Origin of the sequence: Nocardia sp. NPDC052112 (genome assembly GCF_040680135.1) — a bacterium.
Taxonomy (GTDB): Bacteria; Actinomycetota; Actinomycetes; order Mycobacteriales; family Mycobacteriaceae; genus Nocardia.
On record NZ_JBFAWD010000025.1, the window covers coordinates 70,014 to 92,454 of the forward strand.

A 22,441-nucleotide genomic window follows, 5' to 3' on the forward strand; every position below is an offset into this window, starting at 1 on the left:
TTTCGGGCCGGGGAATCCAAGGGGCTCAGGGGTTTCGGCAAGCTCGTGAGCTCGGCAATTGCACTGGGAAGGCGTGATCAGTGGGAGCTCGATCTGTGGTAACACTAGGCGTTTCCACCGAACGCGGCGCCGTTCACGCGGTAGCCCTCGCCGATGGCGGCGAGAAGCTAACCGAGCGGGTGCTGCTGCAGCGGGTGGTGAAAACTCGTGGCGACTCGAAGGCGGACCTGGCGGTCGCGGTCCAGACGGCGATGGACACCCTAGCCGCGGAGCTGGAGTCGGAGCGGGAGATCGTGGGCGCGGCGGTCACCTACCGCGATGCCGCCGAGCGGCGCGCCATCGTCACCAAATTGGCGTCCGGCCCGTGGCATACCGCCTCGCTGGTCTCGGCCAAGGCGGCGCATCTGAGTGTGGCCGGGGTCATGACCTGGCTCGATGAATTCGACAATCTGCTCATCGGCGAGGTGGTCTCCGGGCATCAGGCGTTCACGCTGATCGACCGCAAGCGCAGCCGGGTGCTGGCCGCGACGAGCCAGACCGGCCCCGCGACCGCCGACGCGCTCGATGAGGCGGTGTCGAATGCCTGGGATCAATTCGAGGCGGCGACGGTCCGGCCGGATGCGGTGGTGCCGATCGGCTCGGGCGCGGGCGGCGCGGTGGTGGCCGCGGCGATGGACGGCTTCGGCGCGCCGGTGCTGCCCTGCAAGATCGCTGCTTCCGCCTCGGCGGTCGGAGCGGCGCTGTTCGCGATGAGCGATGCGACGGATGTCGGCGAACCGGTCGAGCGGGTGCCGAGTACGCGTGGCCACACGGCGCTGTTCGCCGCGGCCAGTGTCTTGGTGGGTGGGCTGGTCGCGGGTGGCCTGTATGTGACGGTGCGGAGTACCGGCGCGGTCGTCGCGGATGCGCGGGTCACCGCGGATGCCCGCGTGGTCGACGGTGACACCGGATCGGCGAGTGGCTCCACCGCTGGCTCCTCGGTGCAGCCGGATGTCAACCCGTTCGATCGTCCGGAGACTCGACAGCCAACCTCCGCCGGATCGACCGCCGACTCGGCGGTGGCCGGCCTCGATCTGGACAACCTTCCGCAATACAACGAACGCTGGGGCGCTCAACCGCCCGTATTGGTCGCTCCGGATGCACACGAGCACGGAAACGAGGCGGCCGGATCGCCTCAGCAGCTGCCGGGCACCGGAATCCCGGGGCCGACCACCAAGATCGGTGCTCCGAACGAAGCCATGCTGTTCCCAGGTGAGGCTCCGCCGCCCGCGGCCTTCACTCCCGAGTTCTACCGCTGGTGGGACAACCACTTCCGCCTGCTCGCGCAATGGGCGGCACAGCAGTTGCAGCCCACCTAGGAGAAATGTACGAAAGGTCCGGTGCTCCAGTGGCTCCGGACCTTTCGTTTATGCGCCTTCGACCTGGGCGGAACCTGTTTCATGCCAGCCGACTCGCGGTTCGGTCCGGATCGGTGGCGAACAGTTCGCGCGCTCGTTCGAACAATAGGTCTATACCGACAGGTCGCGACGAAGTTTTGCGACATGGCCGGTGGCCCGGACGTTGTACTGCGCCACTTCGATTTCGCCTTTTTCGTCGACCAGGAATGTGGAGCGGATAACGCCGGTGACGGTCTTGCCGTACATGGTCTTCTCGCCGAACGCACCCCATGCGGTGAGGACGGATTTGTCCGGATCCGAGAGCAGCGGGAAGGTGAGCTTTTCGTTATCGCGGAACTTGGCCAATTTGGCGGGCTTATCCGGCGAGATACCGATGACCTCGATGCCCGCACCCTCCAGGTCGGCAAGGTTGTCGCGGAAATCGCAGGCCTGTTTGGTGCAGCCGGGGGTGCTCGCGGCGGGGTAGAAGTAGACGATCACCTTGCGGCCGCGGTAGCCGGACAGCGACACGTCCTTGCCGTCGGCGTCGGGCAGGGTGAATTCGGGGGCGGGGTCGCCGGGGGAGAGTCGTTGGTTGTCGGTCACGTCTTGCACGGTAATCGAATGACCCGACAACGCCGCCGCACCGACGCAACTCGGCTGGCTAGACTCGTCGCGAGCGCGTTCGCGGCACATCGATACGTGGTGTGAGCGGCGGGCTCGGAGGCGGCAGCCTGCGTAACCACGGACAGACCCGCGAGCACCGCAAATTGAACACAGGAGGATATACGTGGCTAGGGATACCGAGCGGATCGAGCGGGAGATCGAGGCCGCGCGGACACAGCTCGCGAGCACGCTCGACGAAATCGCCGTACGGGCTGATCCGCAGCGCATTGCCGATGACACCAAGCACATGGTGCTGGCGAAGCTGAACGAGCCGAAGGTGAAGTACAGCCTGATCGGCGCGGCCGCGGTGGTTATCGGGTTGGTGCTGGTCAAGATTTTCCGCTGAGCCGAAAACGTAAAACACCCGGTGTGGCCAGCCACACCGGGTGTTTTACGTTTCAGGGCTATCTCAGACCGTCGGGCAGGCGAAGCCGTCGCCGTCCGGATCCAGGGAGGGCTGATAGCCCGGTTCCCCGCGGAACAGCGGCGCCCGACCGGCCGCGCGGGCGTCATCGCAGTTGGCGAATGCGCCACCGGCCGAGCCGGTCTGGGACATGCCTGCCGAACCGGTCGCGGCCGATCCGGTATCGATGGCGGATGAGCCTGTTCCCGCGGAACCGGTAGGGACGTCGGCCAGAGCTGTGGGTGCCGCTAGGAAGGCGAGTCCTGCGGCGGCAATGCTGACCGTGAGCCGGCGAACGTTCATATATTCCTCTGTTTGTGTGCTGCGGTGGAGTAGCGTCCAGGGGGAGACGCCGCATCCACTGTTGTGACGGGCCGCGTACTTGTCAACCGCGCAGCAAAACAATTAGGGGCATTAGGGGACAACACCCCGTCATCCGTTATTCGCCCAACCGCCTGCCCGTCAGATGTTCGGCAGGGATATTGCCCATGCGTCCGGCCTCGTAATCCTCCATCGCCTGGATGATTTCGGCGCGGGTGTTCATGACGAACGGACCGTATTGCACCACCGGCTCTTTGATCGGCAGGCCGCCGAGCAGCAGCACCTCCAGGTCGCCGGTTCGGTTGTGTTGCAATGCATCCGCGGCGATGCTGATCGAGTCACCGGGACCGAACGCCGCGAGTTGTCCCTCGCTGATCGGTCGGCGCTCGGCGCCCACCGTCCCGGTGCCGGACAGTACATATGCCATCGCGGTAAACCGTTGCGGCCATGGGGTTTCCAGTTGACCACCCGGAGTGACGGAGGCGTGTGCGTAGGCGATCGGGGTGTAGGTCGAACCCGGACCTTCGAAGCCGCCCAGTTCGCCCGCGATAATGCGCACCAGTGCGCCACCATCGTGCGAACTGGCCAGCGTCAGTTCACTGCCGCGCAGATCCTGATAGCGCGGCGCGGCCATCTTCTGCGTGCGCGGCAGATTGACCCATAGTTGGATGCCGTGGAACCAGCCGCCCGCGATGACCAATTCCTCGGCGGGCAGTTCATCGTGCAGAATGCCGGAACCGGCTGTCATCCATTGGGTGTCGCCCTCGCTGATGACGCCACCGCCGCCATTGGAATCGTGGTGCACCATGGTGCCGTCCATGACATAGGTGACGGTCTCGAAGCCGCGATGCGGATGCCACGGCGCGCCCTTGGCCTCATACGGCTCATAGGCGACCGGACCCATCTGGTCGAGCAGGATGAACGGATCGGCTGAGCGCAGATCCATGCTCGGGAACGGCCTGCGCACCTCGAAGCCCGCGCCTTCGCGCTGCTTATGTGCGGTGCTGATGCTGCGCACCTGCCGTTCCCGCGTCGAATCCGTGGGGCGGGGCAGCCGCGGCAGCACCATGATGTCGGGGACGGTGATGGCTGGCATCGGCACCTCCTGAATAGTTGGTGTCCATGTCAACCAAACGCTGACTAGGATCATTCCCGTGGCGCGTTGGTTGAATGATGACGAGCAGCAGACCTGGCAGGCCTTCATCCGGCTGCGCCAGCGCCTGGACGCGGCGCTGTCGGCCGGGCTGGCGCAGGACGGCCTGTCCGCCGCCGACTACGAATTGCTGGTGCCGTTGTCGGCCGCGCCCGGCGGCTGTCTGCGCGCAAAGGAATTGGCCGCCGAGGTCTGCTGGGAGAAGAGCAGGCTCTCGAAACACTTGGCGCGCATGGCCGCTCGCGGACTCGTCGACCGTCGTCCGGCCGAGGACGATGCCAGGGGGATTCTGGTCGAACTCACCGCGGAGGGGCGCAAGGTGCTCGAGAAGGCCGCGCCGAACCATGTCGAACTGGTGCGCCGGATCTTCGTCGATCCGATGACGCCCACGGAGGCGCGTGCGCTGCGATCGCTGGCCGACAAGGTGGTCGCCGAGGCCGAGCGCGAGTCCGAACTCGGTTACTGAATCACCACGGGGTGATCGGCGGCTTCACCCACAGTAGCTTTTCGTCGCTGTTATTGCGTTGTGCCGCAGGATGATTCGGATTCCGGGCGGCCCAGGCGTCCTTCTCGTCGAGCAACTTCGCCACCGTCGTCCATGTCTCGTCGGTGCTCGGTGGATTCGTTTCGGCCGCGCGCGCAAGTTTCCGGCGGACCGCCGACGGCATCTCCAGCAGTTCCGTCCCGGTGATGCCGCGATCCCAGATATAGGTGGCGAGTCGGCGCGCCTTCTCGGCGCGGCTCTTCGACGCGTGGTCGGAGTGGGCGTAGTCGGTCATGGCGGAATCCGCATCGGTGGTGGTCGGTCCTGGACGACCCTACGACAATGCCTCCCCGCGGTCGGCGGGGAGGCATTGTTCAGCAGTCGCGGATCAGTACGCCGAGTTGACGTTATCCATCGAGCCGTAGCGGTGGGCCGCGTAGTTGCAGGCCGCGGTGATGTTGGCGACCGGTTCGTAGATGTCCCAGGAAGTGCCCTCGACGTGGTAGGCGTTGAAGGTCGGGTCGATCACCTGGAGCAGACCCTTGGACGGAATGCCGGCGGCGGCGTTGGAGTCCCAGAGGTTGATGGCCTGGGGGTTACCGCCGGATTCGCGCATGATGTTGCGGTAGATGCCGTCGTAGCTGCCGGGGATGCCCTGCACGGCCATGACGTCCAGGGCGTGGCGGATCCAGCCGTCGAGGTTGTCCTCGTAGACCGGGGCCGGGGGCGGCGGCAGGGGCACGCCGGGGATCGCCGGCAGCTCGGGCAGTGCGGGCAGACCGGGGATGACCGGGGCGTCGATCGGCGCGGCCGCGGCCACGGGTTCGGCCGCAGGTGCGGGAGCGGCGGCGGGCTGCTCCTCGGCGACCATGGCAATGCGGGACGGAACGCTGTCGTCGGCCAGGGCCACTACGGAGGAGGTGCCGACGGCGATGACACCGGCTGCGGCCACCATGAAGGTGACTCCGTCACGCAGAGACGGACGGCGGAAAGAAGAAAGGCGAAAGTCGGGCATTGCGAAATCAGTTCCTTGATCGTGTCCACGGGTGATCCGGCCGGTACAGGCAGTGCGGATCCCCAACGGGGCCCGGTGGGTCACCCGCTTGAATCGGTTTCGGTATGCTGTTTTCGGGTTTTGTTGTGAAGGCCAGGCGAGCCCTGGCGCGCGACGCGGTAAGAACCACCCGGGTCGGTTCCCGGCGGGTGCCGCTGTCGAGCGGGGGAGACTGCGGTCACGGGCTGTGATGCCGCTGGTATCTCCGGCGACCGCGGTGGGTGAAACCCATCTGTCGTTGCGGTCGTTTTCCGACTGTGTGTGGATTGCTCCTCGGTGTTACCAAACTGCGGGTCTGTTTCTGACCTGGTCTCAGCTTGGTCACGGCTGGTTAACGCAGAGTGAACGAGCAGTGAATGGCAGGGGTTGCCGATCTTGGAAAGCCCAGGTCGGGCTTCTCGAAACGCCGCTTATGCTGGGAGTTTGCTGTTAAACTTGATGTGACGCAGGTCACGGAATTTTCCGGGTAACGCAGGCCACTTTGTCTCGATTTGGTCACCAAGAGGTCGGACGGACCCGTCCGGGGGCCACTACGCGGGTCAAAACGTTACGCAATTCGGCCACCGTGGAATCGCCCAAAACGGACGCCCACTGGTCGGCGAATGCGGCCGCGGCGGCATCGGCCGCCCGCGTGCAGGCCCATCCCTTCGCGGTCAGTGTGATCAACCGGGCGCGCGCGTCGTCCGGGTGCGCGTTGCGCTCGGCGTAACCCTTGCGCACGAGTTCGTCCACCAGCTGACTCGCCGCCTGCTTGGTCACGCCCAGGTGTTCGGCCAATTCGCCGACCGTCGCCCCGTTCGGCGCCATTCGCACGAATGCGAACCCGTGCGTCGGCCGCACATCGGCGAACCCGGCCGCGGCCACCCCGGCGTGAATGGCATCCGTGGCGGCCGCCCCCGCTGCCAGCAACAGCAGCGCGAGATCCTGGCCCGGCCGCGGGGTCGAAGCTGGTTTCAGATCCGGCATGACTTACATCTTGACACAGATGGGCAAGTTGCTTGACTATATGGTCAATCTACTTGACCAAATGAGGGAGTTAGACATGCCAGTAATCCGTGCCGCCGATGCCGTAACCCGCGAAATGCATGGCACCCGATTCACCTCTTACATCCGCCCAGGCACCGGCAGTACCGAACTGTGTGTCTGGCAGATCCAGGTGCCCGCGGGCTTGAAGGGTGTTCCGCACAAGGTTTTACGGGAGGAGGCGTTCGTGATCATTGCGGGCGTGGTGACGCTGACCATCGACGGTCAGCCGGAGGAATTGCGCGCGGGCGATGCCGCCCTCGCCCCGGCGGGCTCGACTATCAATCTGGACAACAATGGAACCGAAGCCGCCACCCTGGTGGTGACCGTTCCGGTCGGTTTCCAAGGTGAACTGCCCGACGGAACTGTCATCAATCCGCCGTGGACCAGCTGATCCGAGCTCGCCGACTGGTTGATCTGTCCAGCGGATTCCGTACCGCCTCGGCGACCGAGTCGCCGAGGCGGCGCTGACCCGGTTCGCGCCAGCGATGCCGGACGATGGGGCACTGCGGCTGAAATGGTGATGCGGCGCGACGCGCGGCCACCGGTTGTCCATCTCGAACCGGCCGAGCGATAGCACCAGGCTTGCCGACACCACCGCTGGGTCGACGACCCGGCAAGCCGCATCGGGTTGTCCGGCACGACAAGCGCCATGGTGGCCGTCGCACCGGGTGGGCGGCAATCGCTACTACCGTGAGCGCGGAATCCGCGGCGAGGCTGCTGACCGTCGGGACGCGCCGGGCGGCGACTCGCCCGATGGTCAGCGCTCCGCGAGGGAGGATCACACCTCCAGGTCCCCCTCGATGCCCTTGAGGCGGTGCCGGGCTAGCGCGAGGTTCGCCCGGCCCCGGTCCAGGGCGAGGTAGAGGAACAGGCCCTGGGACTTGCGGCCGGTCATCGGTCGGATGATGTGGTATTGGCCCGACAACGTGATGAGGATGTCCTCGATGGCCTCGTTGAGCCCCAACTGCTCCATGGTGCGCAGCTTGGCGCGCACCACCTCGGTGTTGCCCGCGGCGGCGACCTGGAGGTCCAGGGCCTTGGAGCTGCCGAGCATCCCCAGCGCCATGCCGCTGTCGTAGTCGACGACGGCGGCTCCGATCGCGCCGTCGATCACCATCATCTCTTTCAGCGCCAGATCCATATTCGACATACCTGTTCCTTTCGATCGATGTTCGTTGCCTAGTCTTTTCCAGGGGCCGTCAGCTGGTCGGCGATCCTGCGCGCCACCGGGCGCGACTCCAGATGGAGCCGGCCGACGTTCACCTCAGGGCCCGCCAGCACGGTCAGCGAGGCCCAGCTCGCCGCGTAGACCACTACGTATCCGCCGGTGCCGCGCACCACAACGTCATAGAACCCGCCATCGTGCGCGGTGGTGGCCAGCCGGTGCGACAGCGCCAGCTGCGAAGCAGCCAGCGCGGCCATCCCGGAGGGCTCGATGTGCGAGGGCAAATCGTGGGCGATGAGCAGCCCGTCACTGGACGCCACCAGCGTGCCGGTCAACTGCGGGACGCGATCGTGCAGTGCCTTCAGCTCCGCCAGCACCACCGCGTTCGGTTCGGGTCCGGACATCGCCACTTTGGTCAACCTTCCCATCAGTGCGTGACCGAGCAGTTTCCGCCGCGCGGTCACGCGAGCTCTTCCAAAGCTGCCCGCAGACGGAAGAGCAGGGCCTTGTCAACTGGCTCCCATTCCGGTTCGGGAACCGGTTCAGCCCGCCGCGCCCGGCGTCGAGGTAGCGGCTCGGACTCGGCGACTTCGCGATCGGCTGCCACCGGCGCGGCTGTTTCGGCCAGAGCGGGTGCCGCAACGGCCGGCTCGATCAGCCCCGCCACGGTCAGGTCCCGCACTGCCCTCAGGCAGCCATAAGTCGTGCGGCCGAGGTCGCGTGCGATCCCTGTGACGCTGCGACGGGTGTCAGCGGCGGCCAGCACCTCAGCCTGGCCGCCGGTGAGCACCACGCGCCGTCGTCGCACGCGGCGGACAGGCACGACGGGGGCGCGGTCGACCAACGTCGCGGGCCACGGCCCGGACTCCGGATCGCCACGCCGTGCGCACTCGTGCACGAGCGCGCGCGGCGTGATCTGGCAGACCGGGGCGAGCCAGTGAGGCGGCGCGGGGTGGAATTCGGGGACGGCGGGTGAGGCCAGCAGAAAGTAGGCGGCATCGAACACCGACAGCAACACCAGAGTTTCCAGCCGTGGCCGTCCCAGCACATGGCCGGGATTTCCGTCGGCGGCTCGCCGCCAGTCCTCCGTGGTTGCCACACCCGCCTCCACGACAAGCCGGTCCAGCCCAGTCGTACGGCGGCAATCGACGGATGCGATCGCGCCCTCGGCCAGATGAAACGCGCCGTCGCCCGCGCGCAACATGCCGGTACGCCTTTCCTTTTCGAGCCGTTGCAGTTCGACCGCGAGCTCAACGCTCATGACCGCCCTCGGTCAATTCGCGCAGAATTCCCCGGAGCTGAAACCGCGCCATCGCAAGATTCCCGGTGTCGTCGTCGAGCACGACGTGCAGGAAAAGCCGGCCGTCGAAGTCGCCGTTCACCAGATTCAGCAGGTGATATGCGCGGGTTCCGCAGACGATGATCTCCGTGACGTCGTCACCGTCGCGGTCGGTCGCCAACGCTGTGCAGTCGAGCACCGCACGGACCACGTCGGTGGTGGTGGCTGCGGCCTCATGCTGGTCCACCAGATCGTGCCGACCTGCCGCGGCGATCGCCAGACCACTCGCTCCGTCCACCAACGTCACGCTGCGCGCACCGGGAATGTCCATAACACGTTGCAGACAGCCATCGATACCGGTCACCGTGCTCTGGCCTGCCTGTCGTGTGAAGATTTCAGCAAACCAGACGCTACACACTGCGCCGACCGGTGTACAGAAAAAACCGGAAAATCGTACTAAAAAATACGTTTCCCCTGGAAACAGGCCGAGACTGGTGCCGGCTCCGTCGGACAAGGGCTGCTGAACGTTGTCGGAACAATCCGATCGGCGGTGGTGGCGCTTTTATCGGCTGGATCGCCTGCGCCCAGGCGACACTCTGGTGGTGCCGTCGGCGGATCGGCTCGGCCGCGGTCTGCAGGACCTGATCTCGATCGTGGCCCCGGACTTCGTAAGTGCGGCATCGGATTCCGATCACTGCATGAAGCCCTCGACACCACCACACCCGGCGGGCGTCTGGTGCTCCGCGTCTTCGCCGCACCGGCGGAGTTCATCCGCGAGCTGATCGTCGACGGCACGAACGAGGGCCTGGCCGCCGCCCGCGCACGCGAGCAACGCCTCGGCTGGCCACCAGTCATGATCGCCGAACAGATCCGCCAAGCCTGCGCCATCCTCACCCGGCCGGAGGAAACGGTGTCCTCGGTAACGAGGCTGCTTGGAGTCTCGCGCGGCACTCACTACAAAAACGTTCCTGAACTCCGCACCGGTGGCTGGGTGGCCATCGAGAACCGACCGCCGAGAACGACTGGTGGTGTATCCCTTGTCCGGGTCTACTGCTCGCTAGGGGGCTCGAGGCGACGACGGGCATCAAGCTGGACGACAGCCCGGCGGCGCCTATGCCGCCAGGGCTGTCGCATGTCGGGACGCTACCCGCCTGCGACCAGGCCGCCCACCCGATGTCTCGAATTGGTCACGGCGGGTATTACGTCGGGTTGCTGTGACGGATGTTCCCGCGATTGCCATGCCACAACGTCTCGATGTGGGGGCCGCAGCGTTGACATACGCTGCCGAACTGCAATGGGATCGGCCACTTTTGCAGGTAGCAGGAATACCTGTGCCGGAGAGAGAATAGATGCTCGATGTTATCTGCACCATGAATATTGGGCTATGTCCCTGACATGCGCCGTGTCCGTTCAGCGGAGTGCCCGAAGCGGGTAGTGCCGTTGTGAATGAACCGTTTGCGCCCTTTTTGTCGGAATACGGGCAGCCTCCCGAAATCTCTGCCTCGATATCCGATTCGTGACCAGGGGGACTCGATGAAACCCACGGTAACGATCAGCCCGGAGTCTGTGGAGCGAGCCGACCCCGGGCCGCCGCCACGTACTGGAGTGTCCATGACCGATACCACAGCTTCGGTCATGGAAAAGCCGAGCCAGGCTAGGCCGCATCGCTGGGGCTTCGGCATCGACGTGGGCGGTAGCGGCGTGAAGGGCGGCGTCGTCGATCTCGGCACCGGGCAGCTGATCGGCGACCGCTTCAAACTCCCGACCCCGCAGCCGGCTACTCCAGAGGCTCTCGCTGACACGATCCGCGAGGTGGTGAAGCACTTCCAGTGGGACGCGCCGCTCGGCGTCACCTATCCGGGTGTGGTCAGCAGCGGTGTAGCCCGTACCGCCGCGCACCTCGACAAGTCTTGGATCGGAGTGAACGCTCGAGAGGTGATCAGTGCCGAACTCGGCGGACAGCGGGTGACCCTGCTCAATGACGCCGACGCGGCGGGATTGGCCGAAGTCGAGTTCGGCGCCGGCAAGGACAACGACGGCGTCATTGTGCTGCTGACATTCGGCACCGGCATCGGTTCAGCGGTGATCCATAACGGGGTGTTATTGCCCAACACGGAATTCGGTCACATCGAGGTCGGCGGAATGGAGGCCGAGCGTCGGGGCGCCACGTCGGTCAAGGAAAGGCACGACTGGAGCTACAAACGCTGGGCCCCGGAGGTGACGAAGGTGCTGATCGCGATCGAAAACGCGATCTCGCCCGACCTGTTCATCGCCGGTGGCGGGGTCAGCCGCAAGGGCGACAAATGGATTCCGTTGCTGAAGAACCGCACGCCGGTGGTGGCCGCCGCCTTGCAGAACACCGCGGGGATCGTCGGGGCAGCAGTGGCTGCGCGTGCCGATCCAACGCGCGCGACGAGCCGGCTCGGCGGCAGCGGTCGTCCTCGGCGGGTTTGATCAGCGGGACCCGGCCATGGCAGCGGCGGATGGTGAACCCGAGAAAGCCACATCCCTGTGCTCCTCTCATAGGCGCCTTGACAACTGGCTCGCAGAGGTCCCGAACCCGACGGAGTCGAGCACACGCTGACCCGAACCCGTACCCGTTCTGGAAGCGGTTGCGCGACCAGGCCCCGCTCTACCACAACGCCGACGCGGCTTCTACGCGATCAGCCGCTACGACGATGTCGCTGCGGTGTTCGAATCCGAGCAGGTGCTGATAGAAGCGGTGGTTCGTTCGACGTCACTACTGATCAGCGCGGTGTGATGCCGGCCGCGTGCGGTGGGTTGGGCGCGCTGACCCGGTGAGGCGGGTGTAGGTCTGGCGGAGCCGCTGTGGCGGCGGCTGCGTCGGTCGATGAATCTGTCGTCTCGGGCTCCGATGGTGTACTGCGCGGAACGGTCCGGACGGTGGATGGGCACCGAGGGTCAGAACTGGACGCTGGCGTGCATTTCCCATACCAGGATCTCGGCGGGCTCGCTCGCGGTGACCTGCTGGCCGCCGGTAGCGGTGAAGCGCACCGCGTCGCCGGTGTGCAGCGGGCCGGCACCCTCCAGTGTCACTGCGCCGCGGGCCACGAACAGGTGCAGGAACGGCGCGTCGGGCAGGTGCACCGACTGTCCTGAGGCGAGCCGCGCGGCGTACAGGGCCGCGTGCGAGTTCCGGATCCGGATCGCGGCGTGGCCGTCATGTTTGCGCATGCCCGAGGCGACCGGCAGCAGACTGCCGGACAGCAGTTCCGCCTCGATCTCCAGCTGCTCGTAACCGGGGGTGATACCGGCCTCGTCGGGCACCACCCACATCTGTACGAAGTGCACCGGGTCCTGGTGGACGTCACCGCTGAGTCGCCACGAGTCGTTCTTCTCCGAGTGCAGGATGCCGGTGCCGGCGCTCATGCGTTGGGCCAGGCCGGGGTAGATGACGCCGTTGTGGCCGGTGGAGTCCTGGTGGACCAGCGAGCCCTCCAGCACCCACGTGACGATCTCCATGTCGCGGTGTGGATGGGTGTCGAACCCCGTACCGGGATCGACGATGTCGTCGTTGTTGACCAGCAGCAGCCCATGATGAGTGTTGGCCTGGTCGAAATGGTGGCCGAAGGAGAACGAGTGTTTGGAATCCAGCCAGCCGAAGTCGGACTTGAACCGGTCCTCGGCGCGGCGAATGTCGACGGTGGGAGTCGAGTCGATGGTGGTCATGAGGTTCCTTCCGCCAAGATCGGGGCCGGCCCGAGCGCCGACCCGCAATTTGGTTTCCATGGAAACTAACCCGCGTCGGAGCGGAACTATTTCCGCCAGCGATCACGTCGCATTCGGTTGTCGTGTCCACTTGTCAGTTGCTATGTCCGCCACCGGCGCTCTCGTCATCAATGACGACGGCTCCACGTCGGCCGAGGCGGAAGTCCAGGTCGCGTCGATCACGACGGACAACGAGCAGCGTGATGCCCACCTGCGCACGGCCGACTTCTTCCATGCGGAGGAACCCATGCCCCCCGGGGCTCGTCACCGGCATACCGCCGGATCGGCGGAACCGTGCACCAGCTCACCGAGTTCACCTACGCCGTCCGGACGGACTGGCTGACGTACCGGCACCGCCGATGGCCCGCCAGGCGAGGCCGCCGCCGGACGTCCCGTCGACTGACCGGCACCCTTCCCGACGCGCGGCACAACGGTCGCCGATCACACTCGTTGACGGGGTCCGCCGAGGACGACGTTGCGGGTCTCGGTGTCAGGGTCGGTGAATGCCAGCAACGCGTGGGCTTCTGCGGTGACGGCGGCCGCATCGTGCGTGGTGAATGGCCGGTCATAGGGCCGGATGGTGATCGTCGCGGATCCGTTCTCCCGGTTGATCGTCCAGTCGCCTGCGGTGAATCCGTCGACCAGCAGGATCTGCGGAGCGGGGCGCTGGGTGCGGTAGCCCTGTCTGCCGTGCTCATCGGTGATCACGCGGGTGCGGTCGGCGTGTGAGAGCAACAGGTTGTCGAAGTCGTACAGAAACCTTGGCGGTGCCGGGGTGTCGGGGTCCGGGCGTGCGGCGTCGGGTAGGTCGAACAGCTCCTGGCCGTGCTGATCGTGAAAGATCATCAGGCCCTTCCGCATTCGGTCGACGACCTCGCGCAGCCTGGTGAGGCCGGACCACATCTGCATATCCTTCACACTGGCGGGGCCGAAGGCGGCCAGGTAGCGCAGGACCATTCGCTCGAGCGAAGCGGTGGTCGTGGGGTCGGCGCCGAGCCATGCGTCGGCGGTGGTGTGAGCGATCGGCCCGCTGCGGCCCCAGACGCCGCGTGGTGGCACCTGTACCAAAGGCACCTGGTTGCGGATGGCATAGACCAGTGAGGCGGGCGCGCGGTTCGGCCATCGTTGGCCGAGTAATGTGCCGAGCTGCTTGTTGGTCAGCGGTTTCGGGGCGAGCAACTCGACACCGTCGGCGATCAGTTTCGCCATGTCGATGCCTTCGATGGGCTTGCCGTGTGTGTGGTTGCGATAGAGGTCACGATCCAGTACAGGTTGGACCAGTGGACGCAGTGCACGTGCGTCGTCCGGGGTGACGAGGTGAATTGTCGAGCGCATCAAAGCAATTCGAATCAGCGTGCGCTCGGTGAGCAACTCGGCGGCCTGTTCGGGGACGAAACCGGCCAGCCGTGACCACAATCCGACGTACCAGGTGTGCGGGGTCTGGGCTTGCAGCCCGACCAGCTGCGCTACCGCGTCGATGACGGACAACTCGGAGCGGCGCAACAGCAACTGCCGATCGAGGGTGGCACGATTGAGCGCTCGACGACTCAGTACTTGCGTCATCGGTAGAACCTTTCGATACAACAGTGGGGTTTGGTGGCGCCGAGGCGGCGCCACTACCACGGACGATCATTCGGTGTTGATCACTTCAGTTCGCCGAAGAATCGGCGGATGTCGGCGATCAACAGGTCGGGTGCGTCCTGGGTCGCCCAGTGGCTGCCCCGGTCGAACTCGTTCCAGGACACGATGTTGCTGTGGTCGCGTTCGGCGAAACGGCGCAGTGGAGTGAAGTCGTAGGCGAAGCTGGCCAGGCCCGTGGGAGCGGTGGTCGGTTGGGCCGGGTGCTGGGCGTGGTGGTCCTCGTAGTAGAAGCGGGCGGCCGAAGCCGCCGTGTTGGTCAGCCAGTACAGCGTGGCGTTGGTCAGCACATGATCGTCGTCGAGTGAGCCCAGCAGTTGCGCCGTCCAGGCAAGCTGCCCGGTGGGTGAGTCCGCCAGCGCGTGCGCGAGGTTCTGCGGCGCGCTCTCCTGCAGCCGGGCATAGCCGGACATGTTGTCGTTGAAATACTTCAGATGCTGCGCATACCCCCGTTCCGTCTCGGTCAGCTCGGCCAGCTCCGCCGGGTCACCGGACGGGAAGGAGAACAGCTGGGTCACGTGCACCCCGATCACGTGGTCCGGGTCGATTCGACCCAGTTCGGGCGATACGTGCGAACCGATGTCGTTGCCGTGTGTGCCGTAGCGGTCGTAGCCCAATCGTTTCATCAGCTCTGCCCATGCCGCCGCGGTGCGGTAGCGATTCCAGCCCTGCTCCCGAGTGGGCCCGGAGAAGCCGAAGCCAGGCAGAGACGGAATCACCAGGTGAAATGCCTTGGCCGGGTCTGCGCCGTGGGTGCGCGGATCGGTGAGAGGGTCGATCAGGTCGAGGAACTCGAACACCGAGTTCGGCCACCCATGGGTCAGGATCAGCGGGGTGGCATCAGCCTCCGGCGAACGTACGTGCAGGAAATGGATCAGCTGTCCATCGATCCCGGTGGTGAACTGCGGGTAGGCGTTGAGCTTGGATTCCCATGTGCGCCAATCGTATCCAGCACGCCAGTAGGCGGTCAGCCGCTGCACATAGTCGAGCGGGACGCCGTATTCCCAGCCTGGCGGCACCGGCCCGGTCTGGACCTTTCCCTCGGTCTCTGGGGGCAGTTCGTCGGCCCAGCGAGCGCGCGCCAGCCGATCCTGTAGATCGTCGAGGCCTGCCTGCGGAATATCGACATGGAACGGCGTGATCGCGGTGGTCTTGAACGTCATATCCTGAACGGTAGGAGACCTTTAGGAAGACTTCATTCCTAATGAAATGGCAGACTGAAAAAATGTTGGAGACCTCGGCGCGACTGCTTCGGCTGCTCTCGCTGTTGCAGATCCCGCGCGACTGGAACGGCGCAGACCTGGCCGAACGACTGGAAGTCAGCACCAGAACGGTGCGCAACGACATCGAACGGCTACGTCACCTCGGTTATCCGGTGCACGCGACCAGAGGGTCAGCGGGCGGCTACCGACTCGGCGCCGGCGCCAGCCTGCCACCGCTGCTACTCGACGACGAGGAAGCCGTCGCGGTCACTGTCGGCCTGCGTACTGCCGCTGGGGGCGGCATCGCCGGAGTCGAGGAGACCGCACTGCGGGCCCTCGCCAAGCTCGAACAAGTGCTGCCGAATCGGTTGCGGCGCAGGGTTAATGCGTTGCAGGTCTATACCGTCTCCGTGCCGGGAGACGGCACCGGCCCGCGCGTCGATGCCGAGACATTGACCGTGATCGCGGCCGCGTGCCGCGATCACGAACAACTCCGATTCGACTACCGCGATCACGATGGTGGCGACAGCCGGCGAGTGGTCGAGCCCTATCGGCTGGTCAACTGGGGCCAGCGCTGGTATCTGGTCGCCTTCGACATCGACCGGCGCGCCTGGCGTACCTTTCGCGTCGATCGCATCACGCCGAAGAGCCCGACCGGGCCACGATTTTCTCCCCGTGAGTTACCGGAAGACGTGAGCGATCGGGTGACCCGGGGCGTATCCGCCGCGGCCTGGCGATTCCGGGCATCGGTGACTGTGCACGCACCCGCCGAATTCCTCAGCGCCCGCATTCCCCCGGCCGCAGGCACCATCGAAGCGATCGACGACACGACCTGTGCGCTCCACACCGGCGCGGACACCCCAGAGGCGCTGGCGCTGAACATCGGACAACTGGGTATGCACGATATCGATTTCACCGTCGGTGACCCGCCGGAGTTGGTCGAGCTACTTCACTCACTGGCCAACCGCTATCTGCGTGCCATCGCAGGCGCTACCCGAACCACCGAAGCTTGACGCCGACAGGCTCGACACATCGTCGCTATGAAAGCAACGTCGAACATCGACAGCGGCGATGGCCTCGAGGCCGCTCTCGTTCACGCGAGGCGGTCGACGGCGCTCGGGCTCGAAGGCGAGCAGACAGCGGAGCAAGTTATGGGGTCGGCCGCTTCAGTCGATAAGCTGATAGCGAGACCGTAACCGACCGACTTATCGGTTCTGATCCGTGGTATCCGCAGGTTCGACGATCAGGGAGGCGGCATGGACGCCACTGGCGCGACAGATGTACGGGTGGTACCGCCCGGGGGCGGGGATATTGTCCACATTCCTGGATTCGGAGCGGTTTTCAAACTCTACAGCCGTGACAACGGCGGAGAAGTGGCCATATTGGAGCATCCATTCGAGGTCGGCTTCATTACCGCTCCGCACCGCCATACGCATGAGGACGAGCACTCGATCGTTCTCGAGGGTGAGATCGGGTTTCGATCCGACGATGACGAGGTGGTGCTGGAGCCCGGCGGCTACATCACCAAGCCGCGCGGCCAGATGCATGCCATGTGGAACGCAGGCTCGGTGCCCGGACGAATCGTCGAGGTCATCACGCCAGGAGGGTTCGAGACCTACTTCCGCGAGCTCGCCGAGTTGCTCGCTGCCCACGACAGCCCCGAAGCCGACGGGCCGGCGATGCACGAGTCGCCCGAATTCGCGGAACTCGCCAAGAAATACGGCCTGACCTATGGGTCTCCGGACTGGCTGGATGGTGTAGTGACGCGGTACGGCTTGAAGCCCCCGACGCATTAGCCGCCAGCCGAGGCGCACGCGTCATTGCTGTGCCAGTTATCCACGCCCGATGGTCGGCCCGGCCCCGGTCGTCGTCCGCAGCCTGCTCGCCGACGGCTGGACCATCACCGCCGACCAACTCGCCGCGCTCTCGCCCTACCTACGCTTGGCAGGTCACCGATGTGGGCGGCATGGACTGCGCGTTGCGTGTCGAATAGCTCGGCGCGTATCGGATGGCAGCCGTACCCGGCCTGTCCTGAGCAGGATCAATCCGATCACGGCGTGTAGCTTCGCGGCGAAGTGTGAGCGGCCTTGTTGCGGTCGCGGCCGATGGCCCGTCGAAATCCCCGGCCCGTCGGCTCGCGAGGTGACGCTCGGGCGCGGTCCCACGCATCGCCGGTCGACATAACCGACGGACGTTGGTGCTGATTTTTTGCGTATTTTTGGTAACGATCTCATGAGATGAATCCGGCCCGACCTGAAAACAGGTCGGGCCGGGTGCTTCTTGTGCGCCATCAGGGACTCGAACCCCGAACCCGCTGATTAAGAGTCAGCTGCTCTGCCAATTGAGCTAATGGCGCGGATCTTGTTGCACTCCGTGTTCCGGTGCGGGACAAACCTTAACAGGCCGAGCACCCAGAAGTGAAATCGGTTTCTGACCGGGGGCGATGGGGGAGTTCGAGACGGGTGTTAACAGCCGGTGGGGTGCGGATGATCTAACCGGTGGAACTCGCCTGTGGCGGAGTGATTTTCACGTTGGACCGGACCCGTTGAGCTGGCAGAATGTCTGGAGCGTGGTCCAGACCGAACTCCGTCGGCGTTGCGGGAGGAGCGTGGTCGGGTTGGATCCGAGCCGTCGGTGCCCTGGTGCATCGGGACTTGAAACGGGGTTGGTTATGAGCGTTGGTCAGCGTCGACATCGGTCGATGAGAAAGATCACGGGACCGGTAATCGTAGGCGCGGTATTGGCGCTGGCCTTGACGGCGTGTTCGGCGTCCAACGCCACCGAGCCCTCGACGGTCGCCATCGATCGCAATCCGATCACCGAGCTGATGAAGCCCAAGCTGTTCTCCCCGGTCAAGGACGGTGACATGGGGGTATCGCCGGGTGTTCCGCTGACCTTCAAGGTCGACGACGGCAAGTTCACCACCGTGACATTGACCAATCCGCAGGGTGCTCCGGTGGCGGGCAAGTTGGCCGCGGACGGGCGGACCTGGGAGACAACCGAGGTGCTCGGTTACGGCAAGACCTACAGGTTGACGGCCGACGCGATCGGTCTCGGCGGTGCGAATTCCACGGCATTGAGCTTCACGACCAGTTCCCCGGACAGTCAGACCAAGCCGTATCTGCTGCCCGGTGAGGGTGAAGTGGTCGGTATCGGCCAGCCGGTGGCCGTGCAGTTCGACGAGAACATCCCGGACCGCCAGGCCGCGCAGAACGCGATCAAGATCACCACCGAGCCGCCGGTCGAAGGCGCCTTCTACTGGGTGAACAAGCGCGAGGTCCGGTGGCGGCCAGAGCATTTCTGGGCGCCGGGGACCAAGGTCACCATCGATGTGAATGTCTACGGCCGTGATCTCGGCAACGGACTGTTCGGTCAGGACAATATCCACTCGTTCTTCACCATCGGCGATTCGACGATCTTCACCGCCGATGACAACACCAAGCAGGTGACGGTGGAGATGAACGGCCAGGTGGTGCGGACCATGCCCACCTCGATGGGGAAGGACAGCACCCCCACCGATAACGGCATCTACATCGTCGGCGACCGCTTCGACCGCATCATCATGGACTCCTCGACCTATGGCGTCGCGGTCAGTTCGCCGAACGGTTACAAGACACCGGTCGACTACGCGACCCGTCTTTCCTACTCCGGCATCTTCTTTCACTCCGCGCCCTGGTCGGTCGGCGCGCAGGGCTACTCGAACACCAGCCACGGCTGCCTGAACCTGAGCCCCGCGAACGCGCTGTGGGTGCTGCAGAACGCCAAGCGCGGTGACATCACCATCGTCAAGAACACTGTGGGTGGCACGCTTTCGGGCGTGGACGGACTCGGTGACTGGAATATTCCGTGGCCGGAATGGAAGACGGGCAACGCCGACAACCGCTAGGGGATTGCCCTACGCGCAACTGAGCGTTGCCCCGACGGCGCTCCCGAGCGCGGCGCACAGCAGCGGCCCGCCGAACAACAGGTTTTCGAAGCCGGACATCGCGGCACCGGCCGAGCCGGTGCCCGAGGAGCCGGTGGTGGTGACACCGCCGGCCGATCCAGTGGTGACCGAGCTCGAACCCGTACTGGATCCGCTGCCTGGTTCGATCACGATATCCGCGGTCGCGGTACCGGTGGCTCCGGTGAGCAGAGTTGCGCCGACGAAAGCTGCGATTACCGCGGAACGCATCACGAACTGGTGTCTTTCTGATCGGTTGGGGTGGCATCCCGGTGACACCGCCCCTGATGCCCGCAGTCTACGGAGTGAAATGTGCATATGTCAGATAATTGGTCGAGTCCATGAACACGACCTTCAGGTAGGCGCTCCGGTGCGGTCGGCGGCTGCTCGGTCGGCCGCGGCAAGTCCGAATACGAGTGCGGCGGCAATGCCGCCCGCGTACGCGCGGTCGTAGAGGCCGCCGATATCGGCGCCCGCCGCGAAGAGTCCATTGATGGTGCCGCCGCTTGCGGCGAGGACTCTGCCGTGCCGGTCGATGCGAATGCCGTAGAACGGAAATGTCAGGGCGGGGCACACCTCGATGACGTAATACGGGCCGTGGTCGAGCGGTCGCGCGTCGTAGGTGCGCGGGGGTCGCACGGCTGGACCCGCGGCGTTGCTGGCGCGGATCTGCGCGGCGATCTCGACGCCGTTGTAGCCCCACTCGGTGGGCAGATATGCGAAGTCGTCGAGACTTTCGGCGATGCCGCAGCGGCCGCCGCGGCGTTGCGCCAGCTCGAATTTGTCGAGCGCGTCCGCACCTTCGACGTAACTCCCGGTGATCCAGTCGCGGTAGACCCGCTCGTCGGCGACGAGTAGTCCCCGGGACTCGGGTTGATCCAGCAGTTCCATGGTAGTCAGGTGATCGCCGACGGTTTCGTCGGTGAACCGGCGGTTGTCGAGGTTGAACAGCAAGGCGTGCTCGCTGTAGTACAACGACAGCGCTACGAAGTCAGACGGATCGCGGAACTGCACTCCGGTGGGAATGAGGTGCCCGTAGAAACCGGAGCGCGCGCTACTGGTCGCGGCGCCGACGGCATTCGCAAGCCGAAGTCCGTCGCCGACGCTGTTCGGGTTGGACCGCAACTGCATCGCGCTCGCCGCGGGATGAATGTACTTCTCGACCAGCTCCGGATTCGCCTGGAACCCGCCGGTCGCGAGTATCGTTGCGGCAGAGCGAATCTCGCGTTGGGTGCCGTCCGGAAGTCGTATCCGGGCACCGACGACGGAACCGTCTTCGGTGAGCAGGGCTCGGGTGTCGGTCTCGGTGAGCAGCTCGCCCTGGGCGCGGATCCGTCGGCGGCATTCGTCGATGTAGCTGTTCGTATCGAATTGGTGACCGGAACCGTAGCGCAGCACGGTCACCGCATCCGCGCATTCGACACCGAGCGATCGGATCCAGGCGATACCGGGGCCGAATCCGTTGACGAGTGCGCGGCGCAGCTCGATATCGCCGCGGGGGTTGACCTCGTCCATGATCGCGTGGGCGGGGGTGGTCCAGGCGTATCCCGCGAATTGCGCGGATCCGCCTACGGTGGCTGCCTTTTCGGCGACAATCACCGACTTTCCTAAATGCAGTGCTCGGGCTGCCGCGGTCAGCCCCGCCATCCCGCCGCCGATGACGAGTACGTCCGTGTTCACTTCTGGCATTCGGTGCTCCTCACGCGTCGCGGTACTGCCCGGCGTGATGATCACCCTAACTCTGAAACTGAAGTCAGTTCAAGTATTGATTTGCTTGTGAAGTGGATCACGGTGCATGTACGGTGAGACCCGAACCGAGTTCAACTCAGTTTGGTTCGACGCAAGCGCGCCGAGCGATCCCAGCCTCGACCTCTCCGAAGAAGTCGTGTCCGGCGTACCGATCGGACGCGATCCGGGCATTACCGCCTGACTTCCCGAATCAGTAGTAATGCCAACTTGTTTCGACACATGAAGAACCGATGAGGATGCAAGCAATGAAATTCAAGAAGTTCGCGGTAACGGCCGCGCTCGTCACCGCCGGGCTCGGTGTCACCGCAGGGACCGTCCATGCGGCGCCCACCTCGGGCCAGGGTGCTGTCGATTTCACCGCGTCGGCGACCGACCGATCCTCGATCATCACAACCAGTGCGGGATCGATGGCTGTCGAGGATGGTGTATTCAAGATCAAGGCGGCCGATGGGGCAACCCTGATCGGTACCGAATTGCGGTTCCGTGTCGATGATTTCGAGTTCCCGATCGCCGCGGAGATCAAGGACCGCACCGCGACCTTGACCCCGCAATTCGATATGGCGCACGCGGCCTACAAGCCGGTGGCGCTGCCGTATGAGGATCAGGCGCCGTGGAAGACCCAGTATGACCGCGAGCAGGCCGCCTGGACCCGCCTGACCAGCACGATCAGCGCGGGTGCCACGATCGGCACGCTGGTCGGTGGCTTGGTCGGCGGCGCCGCGGGCTGCGTACTCGGCGGCATCGCCGGAGCCACGGTCGCCGCGGCCACCATCGTCGGCTTGTTCGGCCCGTTCATTCCGGCCGCCGCGGTCGGCTGCCTCGGCGGCATCATCGCCGTCGGCGCGCTCGGCACCCTGGCCGGCCAGATCCTGGTGACCGCACCGATCGCGATCGGTGCGGCGATCCAGTACTTCACCACGATCAATGCCCCATTTCCGGGTAAATGATCTGACCAGCGAAGATAGGCGAATGTGAGGCTCTGTCCTGCGGTTCTACGAGCCGTGTGATCCTGGTCATAGAACAGCCCCCGGTGCTGCGAGGATAGCTCGCTCGGCACCGGGGGCTGTCGTTTGACACCCCGTTTTCGGACCACCACGCCGCCGGTCGTGGGATTACCGACATCAGGTGATCCACCGAGAGAACATCGTTCCGGATCCCTTATGTGGACCGAGATCCTGGCGACGGCAGCTGAACGTCCGGACCTGCCGATGAGCGGTTGTGCGGCGGCCGTGGAACTGATCGTTCGCCGCGTA

General features: G+C 65.2%; 26 protein-coding genes, 1 tRNA gene and 1 pseudogene. 11 read left to right on the forward strand and 17 right to left on the reverse strand.

Annotated features, from left to right (window positions below; translation table 11 throughout):
- Nucleotides 1–95 precede the first annotated feature (95 nt).
- Nucleotides 96–1,358 carry a hypothetical protein gene (locus tag AB0L58_RS34975; RefSeq protein ID WP_364393907.1) on the forward strand — a complete coding sequence of 421 codons (1,263 nt, stop codon included), beginning with the start codon at nucleotides 96–98 and terminating at the stop codon, nucleotides 1,356–1,358.
- 150 nt (nucleotides 1,359–1,508) lie between these two features.
- Here AB0L58_RS34975 and bcp read toward each other — a convergent pair whose 3' ends face one another.
- Nucleotides 1,509–1,982, reverse strand: coding sequence for a thioredoxin-dependent thiol peroxidase (gene bcp / locus AB0L58_RS34980; protein WP_364393909.1), 474 nt, complete (start codon nucleotides 1,980–1,982; stop codon nucleotides 1,509–1,511).
- Nucleotides 1,983–2,166: 184 nt separating this feature from the next.
- Here bcp and AB0L58_RS34985 point away from each other — a divergent pair, with 184 nt between their 5' ends.
- Nucleotides 2,167–2,388 (forward strand): DUF3618 domain-containing protein, encoded by a 222-nt coding sequence (locus tag AB0L58_RS34985; RefSeq protein ID WP_364393911.1) that lies wholly within the window; start codon nucleotides 2,167–2,169, stop codon nucleotides 2,386–2,388.
- 63 nt (nucleotides 2,389–2,451) lie between these two features.
- On the opposite strand, the gene AB0L58_RS34990 is transcribed toward AB0L58_RS34985, so the two are convergent.
- Both AB0L58_RS34990 and AB0L58_RS34995 read right to left on the reverse strand, forming a co-directional pair.
- Nucleotides 2,452–2,748, reverse strand: coding sequence for an excalibur calcium-binding domain-containing protein (locus AB0L58_RS34990; protein WP_364393913.1), 297 nt, complete (start codon nucleotides 2,746–2,748; stop codon nucleotides 2,452–2,454).
- A 136-nt stretch (nucleotides 2,749–2,884) separates the two neighbouring features.
- Nucleotides 2,885–3,862, reverse strand: a complete 978-nt coding sequence (locus AB0L58_RS34995; RefSeq protein WP_364393916.1) for a pirin family protein — start codon at nucleotides 3,860–3,862, stop codon at nucleotides 2,885–2,887.
- Between the two features lie 58 nt (nucleotides 3,863–3,920).
- On the opposite strand from AB0L58_RS34995, the gene AB0L58_RS35000 reads away from it, so the two are divergent.
- The gene (locus tag AB0L58_RS35000) at nucleotides 3,921–4,385 is read left to right on the forward strand and encodes a MarR family transcriptional regulator (RefSeq protein WP_364393919.1); all 465 of its coding nucleotides are present in this window, start codon (nucleotides 3,921–3,923) and stop codon (nucleotides 4,383–4,385) included.
- A 1-nt stretch (nucleotide 4,386) separates the two neighbouring features.
- Here AB0L58_RS35000 and AB0L58_RS35005 read toward each other — a convergent pair whose 3' ends face one another.
- The 3 genes from AB0L58_RS35005 to AB0L58_RS35015 all read right to left on the reverse strand — a co-directional run bounded on the left by AB0L58_RS35005 (nucleotide 4,387) and on the right by AB0L58_RS35015 (nucleotide 6,423).
- Nucleotides 4,387–4,698 carry a hypothetical protein gene (locus AB0L58_RS35005; protein ID WP_364393921.1) on the reverse strand — a complete coding sequence of 104 codons (312 nt, stop codon included), beginning with the start codon at nucleotides 4,696–4,698 and terminating at the stop codon, nucleotides 4,387–4,389.
- Between the two features lie 93 nt (nucleotides 4,699–4,791).
- Nucleotides 4,792–5,418, reverse strand: a complete 627-nt coding sequence (locus AB0L58_RS35010; protein WP_364393923.1) for a transglycosylase SLT domain-containing protein — start codon at nucleotides 5,416–5,418, stop codon at nucleotides 4,792–4,794.
- A gap of 534 nt (nucleotides 5,419–5,952) precedes the next feature.
- A complete protein-coding gene (locus tag AB0L58_RS35015) occupies nucleotides 5,953–6,423 on the reverse strand; it encodes a MarR family winged helix-turn-helix transcriptional regulator (protein WP_364393925.1) in 471 nt (156 codons plus the stop codon).
- Nucleotides 6,424–6,499: 76 nt separating this feature from the next.
- Here AB0L58_RS35015 and AB0L58_RS35020 point away from each other — a divergent pair, with 76 nt between their 5' ends.
- Entirely contained in the window at nucleotides 6,500–6,874 is a 375-nt protein-coding gene (locus tag AB0L58_RS35020) for a cupin domain-containing protein (protein ID WP_364393928.1), read from the forward strand.
- A gap of 387 nt (nucleotides 6,875–7,261) precedes the next feature.
- Here the strand turns inward: AB0L58_RS35020 and AB0L58_RS35025 are convergent, their stop codons facing one another.
- The 4 genes from AB0L58_RS35025 to AB0L58_RS35040 are packed head-to-tail and all read right to left on the reverse strand — an operon-like array spanning nucleotide 7,262 to nucleotide 9,291.
- A complete protein-coding gene (locus AB0L58_RS35025) occupies nucleotides 7,262–7,633 on the reverse strand; it encodes a hypothetical protein (protein WP_364393930.1) in 372 nt (123 codons plus the stop codon).
- A gap of 29 nt (nucleotides 7,634–7,662) precedes the next feature.
- On the reverse strand, nucleotides 7,663–8,112 hold the full coding sequence (locus AB0L58_RS35030; protein WP_364393932.1) for a roadblock/LC7 domain-containing protein: 450 nt from the start codon (nucleotides 8,110–8,112) through the stop codon (nucleotides 7,663–7,665).
- Complete coding sequence (locus AB0L58_RS35035; RefSeq protein ID WP_364393934.1) at nucleotides 8,109–8,909, reverse strand: hypothetical protein; 801 nt, start codon at nucleotides 8,907–8,909, stop codon at nucleotides 8,109–8,111. The genes AB0L58_RS35030 and AB0L58_RS35035 overlap by 4 nt, the downstream gene beginning before the upstream one ends.
- A complete protein-coding gene (locus AB0L58_RS35040) occupies nucleotides 8,899–9,291 on the reverse strand; it encodes a hypothetical protein (RefSeq protein ID WP_364393936.1) in 393 nt (130 codons plus the stop codon). The genes AB0L58_RS35035 and AB0L58_RS35040 overlap by 11 nt, the downstream gene beginning before the upstream one ends.
- A gap of 189 nt (nucleotides 9,292–9,480) precedes the next feature.
- On the opposite strand from AB0L58_RS35040, the gene AB0L58_RS35045 reads away from it, so the two are divergent.
- Both AB0L58_RS35045 and ppgK read left to right on the forward strand, forming a co-directional pair.
- Entirely contained in the window at nucleotides 9,481–10,362 is an 882-nt protein-coding gene (locus AB0L58_RS35045) for a recombinase family protein (RefSeq protein ID WP_364394052.1), read from the forward strand.
- Between the two features lie 200 nt (nucleotides 10,363–10,562).
- On the forward strand, nucleotides 10,563–11,381 hold the full coding sequence (ppgK, locus tag AB0L58_RS35050; RefSeq protein ID WP_364394055.1) for a polyphosphate--glucose phosphotransferase: 819 nt from the start codon (nucleotides 10,563–10,565) through the stop codon (nucleotides 11,379–11,381).
- Between the two features lie 241 nt (nucleotides 11,382–11,622).
- Here ppgK and AB0L58_RS35055 read toward each other — a convergent pair.
- Both AB0L58_RS35055 and AB0L58_RS35060 read right to left on the reverse strand, forming a co-directional pair.
- Nucleotides 11,623–11,705, reverse strand: a pseudogene (locus AB0L58_RS35055) (VOC family protein); the annotation flags it as partial.
- Between the two features lie 144 nt (nucleotides 11,706–11,849).
- Nucleotides 11,850–12,617 carry a pirin family protein gene (locus tag AB0L58_RS35060; protein WP_364393938.1) on the reverse strand — a complete coding sequence of 256 codons (768 nt, stop codon included), beginning with the start codon at nucleotides 12,615–12,617 and terminating at the stop codon, nucleotides 11,850–11,852.
- Nucleotides 12,618–12,675: 58 nt separating this feature from the next.
- Here AB0L58_RS35060 and AB0L58_RS35065 point away from each other — a divergent pair, with 58 nt between their 5' ends.
- Nucleotides 12,676–12,999 (forward strand): YceI family protein, encoded by a 324-nt coding sequence (locus tag AB0L58_RS35065; protein WP_364393940.1) that lies wholly within the window; start codon nucleotides 12,676–12,678, stop codon nucleotides 12,997–12,999.
- Nucleotides 13,000–13,097: 98 nt separating this feature from the next.
- Here the strand turns inward: AB0L58_RS35065 and AB0L58_RS35070 are convergent, their stop codons facing one another.
- Together AB0L58_RS35070 and AB0L58_RS35075 are read right to left on the reverse strand one after the other, a co-directional pair.
- A complete protein-coding gene (locus AB0L58_RS35070) occupies nucleotides 13,098–14,219 on the reverse strand; it encodes a winged helix DNA-binding domain-containing protein (protein ID WP_364393942.1) in 1,122 nt (373 codons plus the stop codon).
- Between the two features lie 80 nt (nucleotides 14,220–14,299).
- On the reverse strand, nucleotides 14,300–15,457 hold the full coding sequence (locus AB0L58_RS35075; RefSeq protein WP_364393946.1) for an epoxide hydrolase family protein: 1,158 nt from the start codon (nucleotides 15,455–15,457) through the stop codon (nucleotides 14,300–14,302).
- 62 nt (nucleotides 15,458–15,519) lie between these two features.
- Between AB0L58_RS35075 and AB0L58_RS35080 the strand changes: the two genes are divergently transcribed.
- Together AB0L58_RS35080 and AB0L58_RS35085 are read left to right on the forward strand one after the other, a co-directional pair.
- Complete coding sequence (locus tag AB0L58_RS35080; RefSeq protein WP_364393948.1) at nucleotides 15,520–16,509, forward strand: transcriptional regulator; 990 nt, start codon at nucleotides 15,520–15,522, stop codon at nucleotides 16,507–16,509.
- Between the two features lie 243 nt (nucleotides 16,510–16,752).
- Nucleotides 16,753–17,292: a cupin domain-containing protein gene (locus tag AB0L58_RS35085; RefSeq protein ID WP_364393950.1), complete on the forward strand. Its 540-nt coding sequence runs from the start codon at nucleotides 16,753–16,755 to the stop codon at nucleotides 17,290–17,292.
- A gap of 487 nt (nucleotides 17,293–17,779) precedes the next feature.
- On the opposite strand, the gene AB0L58_RS35090 is transcribed toward AB0L58_RS35085, so the two are convergent.
- Nucleotides 17,780–17,852, reverse strand: a tRNA-Lys gene (locus AB0L58_RS35090).
- Between the two features lie 345 nt (nucleotides 17,853–18,197).
- On the opposite strand from AB0L58_RS35090, the gene AB0L58_RS35095 reads away from it, so the two are divergent.
- Nucleotides 18,198–19,382 (forward strand): Ig-like domain-containing protein, encoded by a 1,185-nt coding sequence (locus AB0L58_RS35095; protein WP_364393952.1) that lies wholly within the window; start codon nucleotides 18,198–18,200, stop codon nucleotides 19,380–19,382.
- Between the two features lie 9 nt (nucleotides 19,383–19,391).
- Here the strand turns inward: AB0L58_RS35095 and AB0L58_RS35100 are convergent, their stop codons facing one another.
- Entirely contained in the window at nucleotides 19,392–19,670 is a 279-nt protein-coding gene (locus AB0L58_RS35100; RefSeq protein ID WP_364393955.1) for a hypothetical protein, read from the reverse strand.
- 123 nt (nucleotides 19,671–19,793) lie between these two features.
- The gene (locus AB0L58_RS35105; protein WP_364393958.1) at nucleotides 19,794–21,128 is read right to left on the reverse strand and encodes an FAD-binding protein; all 1,335 of its coding nucleotides are present in this window, start codon (nucleotides 21,126–21,128) and stop codon (nucleotides 19,794–19,796) included.
- A 305-nt stretch (nucleotides 21,129–21,433) separates the two neighbouring features.
- Here AB0L58_RS35105 and AB0L58_RS35110 point away from each other — a divergent pair, with 305 nt between their 5' ends.
- Nucleotides 21,434–22,135, forward strand: a complete 702-nt coding sequence (locus AB0L58_RS35110) for a hypothetical protein (protein ID WP_364393960.1) — start codon at nucleotides 21,434–21,436, stop codon at nucleotides 22,133–22,135.
- Nucleotides 22,136–22,441: the final 306 nt, after the last annotated feature.

Excerpts from the sequence above, each read along its gene's own strand:
- AB0L58_RS34995 (WP_364393916.1), bottom strand. The coding sequence starts at position 3,862 with ATGCCAGCCATCACCGTCCCCGACATCATGGTGCTGCCGCGGCTGCCC.
- AB0L58_RS35105 (WP_364393958.1), bottom strand. The coding sequence starts at position 21,128 with ATGCCAGAAGTGAACACGGACGTACTCGTCATCGGCGGCGGGATGGCG.
- AB0L58_RS35020 (WP_364393928.1), top strand. The coding sequence starts at position 6,500 with ATGCCAGTAATCCGTGCCGCCGATGCCGTAACCCGCGAAATGCATGGC.
- AB0L58_RS35110 (WP_364393960.1), top strand. The coding sequence starts at position 21,434 with ATGAAATTCAAGAAGTTCGCGGTAACGGCCGCGCTCGTCACCGCCGGG.
- AB0L58_RS35080 (WP_364393948.1), top strand. The coding sequence starts at position 15,520 with ATGTTGGAGACCTCGGCGCGACTGCTTCGGCTGCTCTCGCTGTTGCAG.
- AB0L58_RS34990 (WP_364393913.1), bottom strand. The coding sequence starts at position 2,748 with ATGAACGTTCGCCGGCTCACGGTCAGCATTGCCGCCGCAGGACTCGCC.
- AB0L58_RS35095 (WP_364393952.1), top strand. The coding sequence starts at position 18,198 with ATGAGAAAGATCACGGGACCGGTAATCGTAGGCGCGGTATTGGCGCTG.
- AB0L58_RS35070 (WP_364393942.1), bottom strand. The coding sequence starts at position 14,219 with ATGACGCAAGTACTGAGTCGTCGAGCGCTCAATCGTGCCACCCTCGAT.
- AB0L58_RS35100 (WP_364393955.1), bottom strand. The coding sequence starts at position 19,670 with ATGCGTTCCGCGGTAATCGCAGCTTTCGTCGGCGCAACTCTGCTCACC.
- AB0L58_RS35065 (WP_364393940.1), top strand. The coding sequence starts at position 12,676 with ATGGAAACTAACCCGCGTCGGAGCGGAACTATTTCCGCCAGCGATCAC.
- AB0L58_RS35015 (WP_364393925.1), bottom strand. The coding sequence starts at position 6,423 with ATGCCGGATCTGAAACCAGCTTCGACCCCGCGGCCGGGCCAGGATCTC.
- AB0L58_RS35075 (WP_364393946.1), bottom strand. The coding sequence starts at position 15,457 with ATGACGTTCAAGACCACCGCGATCACGCCGTTCCATGTCGATATTCCG.
- ppgK (WP_364394055.1), top strand. The coding sequence starts at position 10,563 with ATGGAAAAGCCGAGCCAGGCTAGGCCGCATCGCTGGGGCTTCGGCATC.
- AB0L58_RS35060 (WP_364393938.1), bottom strand. The coding sequence starts at position 12,617 with ATGACCACCATCGACTCGACTCCCACCGTCGACATTCGCCGCGCCGAG.
- AB0L58_RS35005 (WP_364393921.1), bottom strand. The coding sequence starts at position 4,698 with ATGACCGACTACGCCCACTCCGACCACGCGTCGAAGAGCCGCGCCGAG.
- AB0L58_RS35010 (WP_364393923.1), bottom strand. The coding sequence starts at position 5,418 with ATGCCCGACTTTCGCCTTTCTTCTTTCCGCCGTCCGTCTCTGCGTGAC.
- AB0L58_RS35035 (WP_364393934.1), bottom strand. The coding sequence starts at position 8,909 with ATGAGCGTTGAGCTCGCGGTCGAACTGCAACGGCTCGAAAAGGAAAGG.
- AB0L58_RS35085 (WP_364393950.1), top strand. The coding sequence starts at position 16,753 with ATGGACGCCACTGGCGCGACAGATGTACGGGTGGTACCGCCCGGGGGC.
- AB0L58_RS35025 (WP_364393930.1), bottom strand. The coding sequence starts at position 7,633 with ATGTCGAATATGGATCTGGCGCTGAAAGAGATGATGGTGATCGACGGC.